This window comes from Bacillus sp. TH30 (assembly GCF_016650875.1).
Taxonomy (GTDB): Bacteria; Bacillota; Bacilli; order Bacillales; family Bacillaceae_G; genus Bacillus_A; species Bacillus_A mycoides.
Genome location: NZ_JAEKEY010000003.1, coordinates 1 through 8,227, shown reverse-complemented (window position 1 = coordinate 8,227; position 8,227 = coordinate 1). Strand labels below are relative to the sequence as shown.

6 protein-coding genes and 2 pseudogenes are annotated in these 8,227 nt (G+C 32.6%); 6 read left to right on the top strand and 2 right to left on the bottom strand.

Features of this window, described 5'->3' with window-relative positions:
* The 5 genes and pseudogenes from JFU20_RS29280 to JFU20_RS30315 form a co-directional block, all read left to right on the top strand.
* A partial coding sequence (locus JFU20_RS29280) for a peptidase M4 family protein (RefSeq protein WP_201039256.1) occupies positions 1–509 on the top strand: 509 nt, incomplete at its 5' end.
* A gap of 516 nt (positions 510–1,025) precedes the next feature.
* Positions 1,026–3,596: a type I pullulanase gene (gene pulA, locus JFU20_RS29275; RefSeq protein WP_002013300.1), complete on the top strand. Its 2,571-nt coding sequence runs from the start codon at positions 1,026–1,028 to the stop codon at positions 3,594–3,596.
* Between the two features lie 218 nt (positions 3,597–3,814).
* A complete protein-coding gene (locus tag JFU20_RS29270; RefSeq protein ID WP_201039255.1) occupies positions 3,815–3,982 on the top strand; it encodes a type 2 periplasmic-binding domain-containing protein in 168 nt (55 codons plus the stop codon).
* Positions 3,983–4,211: 229 nt separating this feature from the next.
* Positions 4,212–4,811 (top strand): undecaprenyl-diphosphatase, encoded by a 600-nt coding sequence (locus tag JFU20_RS29265; protein ID WP_201039254.1) that lies wholly within the window; start codon positions 4,212–4,214, stop codon positions 4,809–4,811.
* A pseudogene (locus tag JFU20_RS30315) lies at positions 4,769–5,244 on the top strand (MBL fold metallo-hydrolase); the annotation flags it as partial. The gene JFU20_RS29265 and the pseudogene JFU20_RS30315, both read left to right, overlap by 43 nt.
* A gap of 208 nt (positions 5,245–5,452) precedes the next feature.
* Here JFU20_RS30315 and JFU20_RS29250 read toward each other — a convergent pair.
* Positions 5,453–6,454 carry an alpha/beta hydrolase gene (locus JFU20_RS29250; RefSeq protein WP_002165719.1) on the bottom strand — a complete coding sequence of 334 codons (1,002 nt, stop codon included), beginning with the start codon at positions 6,452–6,454 and terminating at the stop codon, positions 5,453–5,455.
* Between the two features lie 394 nt (positions 6,455–6,848).
* Positions 6,849–7,310, bottom strand: a complete 462-nt coding sequence (locus JFU20_RS29245) for a GNAT family N-acetyltransferase (protein ID WP_002013294.1) — start codon at positions 7,308–7,310, stop codon at positions 6,849–6,851.
* A gap of 512 nt (positions 7,311–7,822) precedes the next feature.
* Here JFU20_RS29245 and JFU20_RS29240 point away from each other — a divergent pair.
* Positions 7,823–8,227: pseudogene (locus JFU20_RS29240) on the top strand (ABC transporter permease); the annotation flags it as partial.

The window sequence follows — 8,227 nt, the reverse complement described above, 5'->3', positions numbered from 1 at the left end:
CTAGCGAATCTAATCTTGAATATTACGGTGAATCTGGTGCGATTAATGAAGCGCTATCTGATATTATGGGAACATCTATTGAGAAATACGTAAATAATGGAAGCTTTAACTGGACAATGGGAGAACAAACTGGATCTGTTTTCCGTGATATGGAAAACCCAGCTTCTGTTCCATCTTCACTTGGAGTACCTTATCCAGATGATTACAGTGAATTTAACGATTTTAATGGATGGGATCAAGGCGGCGTTCATTTTAATTCAAGCATTATTAATAAAGTTGCGTATCTCATTGCAAAAGGTGGAACGCATAACGGGGTAACTGTTAAAGGAATTGGTGAAGATAAAATGTTTGATATTTTCTATTATGCAAATACAGATGAATTAAACATGACTTCTAATTTTAAGGAATTGAAATCAGCATGTATTCGAGTGGCAACTAATAAGTATGGGGCGAATACAGCTGAAGTTCAAGCAGTTCAAAAGGCATTTGATGCAGCAAAAATTAAGTAAGTTAGAAATATAGTTTTTATTCATATATTAATACATTATAAAAAAACAGCTAATATCATATTAAGATATTAGCTGTTTTTTTGCAACGTAGCAAGGTATTTATGAAAATAAACTTATAATATTCACGCTGTCTATCTTTAATAAGTTGTGACAAATATATAAGATGTAAAGTATATAAAAACAGAAAATTAATAATATATTGACCTCTTAATAGTAAGTGCTATAGAATGAAAGCGATAACAAACGATTGCTTTAAAATGATTTCCTTGATCTTTTAGTGTTTACAAATATAAGAAGGGATAAACAAATCTATTTTTTTGAGTTTTAATGCAAACGTTTTCGTAAGGGTTGTTTCCATCTTATATTTGATTTCCGTATTAAAAGATCATTGAAATACATACGTAAAAATAGCCAATATGGAGGTGAAGTAAAAGAGATTCCTAGATTAATTTAAACCGTGTTTCGTAGTATGAGCATAATAAATTGTTCGTAATATTTAAAGAAAGGGTGTATGGGGTGCAAATTACAAAAAAATTAATTAACAAATCGTTTTTATTACTTACCATAATCGTTATGTTATCATCTGTTTTCTCTTTTCAGAGTGTGAAGGCAGTTTCAAATTCGAAAACAACTGAAGTTATCATTCATTACAAAGAGAAATCTGGAAATACAAAAGACTGGAATCTTTGGGTATGGGGAGAAAATGCAAACGGTAAATCTTATGAATTTACTGGTGAAGATGAATTTGGAAAATACGCTAAGATAAAAATAGATGGTGACTATAATCGTGTAGGGTTTATAGTTCGTACCAATGAATGGGAAAAAGATGGAGGTGATCACTGGGTTGAAAATATAAGGGATGGTCGTGCTGAAGTATGGATCCTTTCGGGTGATGAAAAAGTATATGATTCTAAGCCTTCTTCTGATCTCTCTATTCAAAAAGCTACTATTGATAGTTTTAATGAAATCACTATAAATACTAATATTCCGTTTAATATTAAGGAACAGAAAATTGAAATTGAAGGCGTTAAAATTAAGGGAATTAGTCCTTATGATAAAAATAGTGGAGATATTACTAATAAGGTTAAAATAATTACGGAACAGAAAATTGATTTAAAACAAACATACAAAGTTAAAATAGCAAACTTAGCTGATGCGAATACTGAAATCGGTAAAGTCATTCGTAGCGAGGAATTTGATAATTTATTTTATTATGGTGGTAATGATTTAGGGAATATATATACTCCGCAACATACAAAGTTCCGTTTATGGGCTCCTACTGCGAGTGAAGCGAAGTTAGTTACATATAAAAAATGGAGCGATAAAATAGGTACTGAAATAAACATGCAACAAGGTGAAAAGGGAACTTGGAAAGCAGAACTTAAAGGGAACCAAAAAGGTCTCTTTTATACGTATAAGGTGAAAATTGGGGATAAGTGGACTGAAGCGGTTGATCCGTATGTGCGTGCTGCTTCTGTAAATGGAGATAAAGGTGCAGTTGTTGATTTAGAAGAAACAAATCCAAAAAAATGGAAAGCAAACAAAAAGCCAAAATTTAAAAATCCGGAAGATGCTATTATTTATGAATTGCATGTACGCGATCTTTCCATTCAACCTGAAAGTGGTATTAAGCAAAAAGGAAAATATTTAGGTGTAACAGAAAAAGGAACAAAAGGGCCTGAAGGTGTAAAAACAGGACTTGATCATATGAAAGATCTTGGTGTTACTCACGTTCAGTTTTTACCGATATTTGATTATGCTTCAGTAAATGAAGAGAATTTAAATGAACCACAATATAACTGGGGATATGACCCGAAAAATTTCAACGTCCCAGAGGGCTCCTATTCTACAAATCCTTTTGAGCCAACTGTTCGAATAACTGAATTAAAGCAAATGATTCAAACATTGCATGATAATAATCTTCGTGTTGTGATGGACGTAGTATATAACCATATGTATAATGCCGCTGAATCAAATTTTCATAAGTTAGTTCCAGGTTACTATTATCGTTACAATGAAGACGGAACATTAGCAAATGGAACTGGAGTAGGGAATGATACCGCTTCAGAACGAAAGATGATGAGAAAATTTATGGTAGATTCCGTCACATACTGGGCAAAAGAATACAATTTAGATGGGTTCCGTTTTGATTTAATGGGTATTCATGATTATGAAACGATGAATGAGATACGTAAAGCTGTTAATCAAATTGATCCTTCTATTATTCTGCATGGAGAAGGCTGGGATTTAAATACACCTCTTGCAGCTGAATTGAAAGCAAATCAAAAAAATGCGGAGAAAATGAAAGGGATTGCTCATTTTAACGATAATATTCGTGATGGATTGAAAGGTAGTGTATTTGAGGAGAAAGAAAATGGTTTTGTAAATGGAAAGCAAAACATGGAAGACCGTATTAAAAAAGGCATTACAGCCGGTATTGACTATGATACAAATTCGTCTACTTATCAAGATCCGGAGCAGGTGCTAACTTATGTGGAAGCACATGACAATCATACTTTATGGGATAAACTTGAGTTGACTAATTCAGGTGACAGTGAAGAAATGCGAAAACAAATGCATAAATTATCTTCTTCTATTTTATTAACATCACAAGGTATTCCATTCTTACATGCAGGACAAGAGTTTATGCGCACAAAATATGGTGATCATAATAGTTACAAATCTCCTGATTCTATTAACCAGATGGATTGGTTACGCCGTGCAGCATTTAATAATGAAGTAGAGTATATGAAGGGCTTAATAGATTTACGCAAAAAATACCCAGCTTTTCGTATGACTTCTGCAGAGCGAATTAAAAAGTATGTAGCTTTTATCGATGTTCCAAAAAATGTTGTAGCTTATACAATAGATGGAAAGGGAAGTGGGAATAAAAGCGAATACTTTATGGTGGCTCACAATGCAAATAGGGAAGCCGTTGACATAACACTTCCATCGAAAGGTCCATGGAAAGTGCTAGTAAACGAGAATCAGGCGGGAAGTAAAACACTTTACGTTGTCCATGACAATAAAATTAAAGTTCCTGCATTAAGTTCACTAGTTTTAAAAACAGAGAAACCGATTAAATAAATGCAAAAAGCGGAGTGAAGGTTGTTTTCACTTCGCTTTTAAAGTTAAAGTAATATAATTTCACATACTGTAATTTTATTATAATTTAATAACAACAATAAACAAAAGGAGAAGAACTTATCAAGGTTCTTCTCCTTTTTAATCTGTAATTAAAGTATCCATAGTTGCAGGTATAGGTAGTGTAAATGAACTTTTCTTATTTAATTAACAGCGGATAGGTGTCTGCAAATAAATTATATCAATCAGAAGTTGTTTACAAAGAAATATGCGATTCTAAAATTGTTGCGGAACTAGCCGTTGCATACCGAAAGACCGATATAACCCCAGAGTTACAAGAGTTTTTGAAAATAGCGAAAGGCAAGACGATGAATCCATTTACAAAATGACGAGAAAATGACAAAACTGTAAGAAAGCACGAATGTTTGTAAGAGAGTTCGATGTTTTCCTTTTTCTTTTTTATTATAGTGAAAAAGAAGAAAGCGATGTCATAAGAGGTTGATATTTTTAGATGAGTACAATAATCAAAACTATTCATGTAATGAAAGTATATGGCAACATGTAATGAAAGTATATGGCAATCAGTTAAACACCTTACTTTAAAGGAGGGATTTGAAAATGTCTTTTTCTCAATTCAATATTGATATTTTTCGAGCAATTAATGATTTAGGTAAACAATATACATTTCTAAACTCAGCCATGGTATTTTTGGCAGAATATATGGTATATATTTTTGGTTTAATTATTATAGCTTATTGGTTTACCGGGTCCAGAAAAAGTAGGATGATGGTTATTCAAGCGATGACTGCTTTTGTGATTGCAGAGGTGATTGGAAAAATAGCAGGGGAATTTCATTTGAATTATCAACCGTTTGCAGTATTGCCTAATATTAATAAACTTGTCGACCATGCTGTAGATAATTCATTTCCTAGTGACCATACGATTCTCTTTTTTTCGATTTGTTTTTCATTTTGGCTTGTTCGTAAAAAGACTGGATGGTTATGGCTTATACTTGCATTTTGTGTAGCGATTTCTCGTATTTGGGTAGGGGTTCATTATCCTTTTGATGTTGCAATAGGGGCTTTAATAGGATGTGTTGCAGCGTTATTTTCGTATTGGTTAGTACCGAAATTTTCTTTTATCAAGCAATTGCTTACTCTATATGAAAGAGTAGAGAAACATGTTTTACCATCCAAAAACAAATCAAAGGGATTTTGAGTATAGCCCTTTCTCATCCTCATTATTATTCTACACAAGTTGAATGGATCGATACATTCAATGCACCTATTTACATCCACGAAGACGAAAAAGAATGGGTAGTACGTCCAAGTAACAAAATAATTTTTTGGTCTGGCGAGTCTTTTGAATTAACAAATGGCATTGCTTTAAATCGTATTGGAGGTCATTTTAAAGGAGGAACTGTTTTACACTGAAAAGGTGGAAATCATAAAAAAGGTATCACAGTTATCCAAATCTGATTCTACTTCCTGCTAGTAAAGTAAGAGAGATGATGGATAAAGTAAAAGGGCTACCATTCAACCGTATTTATAATGCTTTTCATCGAGTCGTGTCAAAGCATGCGGACCTTGCTGTTCAGAAGTCAGCAGATCGATACATAAAAGCACTGCAGGAAACACTTTTTAATACATGAGATGTTTCAATATTACCTGTAGACATCTTTAAGAAATTAAAATAAATAGATAAGTTTAGAGCATGTTATTATCATTTTTTAAAACATGCTCTTTGTATTTAAAGTAGCACCAACATTACTGACACGTACAAGTTATCAACAATCTTTATGTTGAAAGAATCTTAGCGTATGAATGTTGGTACTACCCCCTACTTAGTAATCTCACAATTTAAGGCATGTCATTGGGGAAGATTTGGGAGTTCAATCGATTCTGAATAAAATTGATAGTATCAGTTGCAATTTTTTTACGTTTAAGGACAATCCCGGCATGCCCACATGTATAAATATATCGCGTAGGTCTTTCCCAGGATTCCCACAAATAGTCCGTATCCTCAGAATGCACATAAAGATCATGCTTGCCTGAAATTAATAAAATATTTTCTTTTTTTACTTTTGGTAATGCTTGACTCGGTTCAGTGATTTTCCAATAAGCTATTAAATCATCATACGTAACACCATGATGTTCCAAGTCTTCTCTAATAAATATACCTGGATTTGTCTTCCAAATTGAATAAGAGAGTCGATTCGCGTAGAAAATGGATGCTAACACATCAATTTCTGGTTCAACAAGAGATGTTAAGTTAGTAATAACTCCACCTAAACTGATTCCTATTAAAATCAAGGGACCATTTTTATTCGCTTTAATCCATTTGATCAAAGTTCGTAAATCAGCTACCGCTTGTTTAGTTGCTTCTACAGTTCGTTCAACATTGGCACTTACCATGTACTCTCCACTGTATAGGGATTGGTTCGGTTTTCTGTCAAAATGATATGGTAAAGTGAAATAATACATATTCCACTTCAAGTTGGTCATATGGTCGTGGAATATTTTTTTTACACGTTCGTTAGAATCCATTCTCCAACCGTGAACAAAGATGACATGAGGTGCATCTTCATTTTTATGTAAAAATAATTCCCCAGTGACAGAATCGTTGCGTGAATCACCAGATTGAACCGAGCTTTTATATTTGAATTGTCCAACCATGTATTCCTTTTCTTGTTTTAAATGCTTAATGTTAAAATGAATATGAGATGGTTTTACTTTATAAAAAAATTCTATGTCCTTTATATATAGTGAGGTGTTAGAAAGAGAAGTATACTGAAACTTTACACTTCTTTTTTTGTGCAAATCATACAAGGCGTATCGATCAATGAGTTTTGAAAAAATCAAATTAACCTCCTCCAAAATACATATCGTCTAAAAGATGGACAAAATTTATGCTGTAAATTAATTGTAAAATATTCTCTTTTCCTAATAGTAGATGCTTGAATTATAAAACAGGTGGGGAATTTGTATATTATATTATAAAGCTATCAATAAAATAAAACTATAAATATCTTTTACAAAAACCTAAAAAGCAAGTTAATATTCTCATTCATAAAAGAGAACATTAACTTGCTTATTTTCGTATCAAAAGGTACACCTTTTGAAGTGACGTAATTTATATGAAAGACAATGTGTCAATTTGTATATTTAATACAGTGATAGTTACCATAATTTTCGAAGCCTATAGTTAATTAACCTTACAATATACGTCTTTTTGGTATATAAATAGCTATATTCATTAGAGAAAGAGTTTTAATCCTTCATGAGAATCTTTAAAACCTAATTTCTTATAAAAGTGTAAAGCTTCTTGTCGTTCTTTATCTGTTGTTAACTGTACTAAATGACATCCCCGTAATTTAGCACGTTGAATAGCCCATTTAATAAGTTTACTTCCTATACCTTTACCACGTTTTGATGAGGCTGTCCGTACACCCTCAATTGTAGCTCTCCAACCCCCTTGACGTACAATGTAAGGCGTAAATGTAATTTGTTGAATACCGACAATCTCCGTCCCATCACACGCTACAATCAACTCGTTATTTGGATCACAATCAATAGCATGAAATGCTCTTATATAACTATCAGGGAGTGGTGTTTCATAGCGCTCTCTTTTATTTCCTAAAACATCATCAGCAAGCATTTTTACAATTTCATCTAAATCATCTGCCGTTGCAATCCTAAATGTTATAGTTTCTATCACTATCAAAAAACCTCCTTAATGTATGCACTTGTTACTTTTATTTTACTTGTTTAAATACAAAAGGTTAAATTATAAAATATTATGAGTCTCTATAACTTTTTCTTATAGATAGCATAAAAGCCTAACTTATAAAATTATAATTTAGGCTTTTTAACGCAATATTATTATTAGAAAATCCGACCAACTTCAATAAACCTCCATATTCTTTAATAAATTTTCATATTTAACAAGCACACATAGAACCATTCAAATAGGGTGGTTTTTATTTGTTGTATAGAAATTACGTAATAAGCATGGATTTGTATGCTCTCATTCAATGCTATCTAAAGCCATACTTCCTTGCCAATATTCAAAAACGATTACGTTTTTGAATATGTATTCCGGTCTTTCTTGACCAGGTCAATGAATAACTACACATAAACTCCTTATATCTCTAGATAAACTACCGATTAGCTCCATATAGACTCTAGATAACCTATATAGAATACAAGTTATCAAGGAGGTAAGAAAAAATGAACTTTATGAAACGAGCAATTCTCAGTATGAAAAAAAGAGTAGGAACATCATTAATTTTGATGGCAGTTTTCCTAATTGTTACAAATTTAGTGTTGGCAGGATTCACAATCCAAAATGCATCAAAAAAAGCTGCTGATGCAGCAAGAAAAAAACTCGGTGCAGATGTTACTTTAAGTCTTGATTTTGACAAATTAGGTCAACAAGCTAGGGAAACTGGAGAGATGCCTAATCCACCGAAGCTTAATACAAAAGAAGCAGATCAATTAGCGAAGTCAAAGTATGTAAAAGACTATAATTACATAACTAGCACTCTCGGAATTTCTGACGGACTTAAACTAGTAGGAGCTTCAGAAGGAGAAGAAGTAGGAAAAGGTAAGGCGGGAATGGCGGCTGTACGAGGC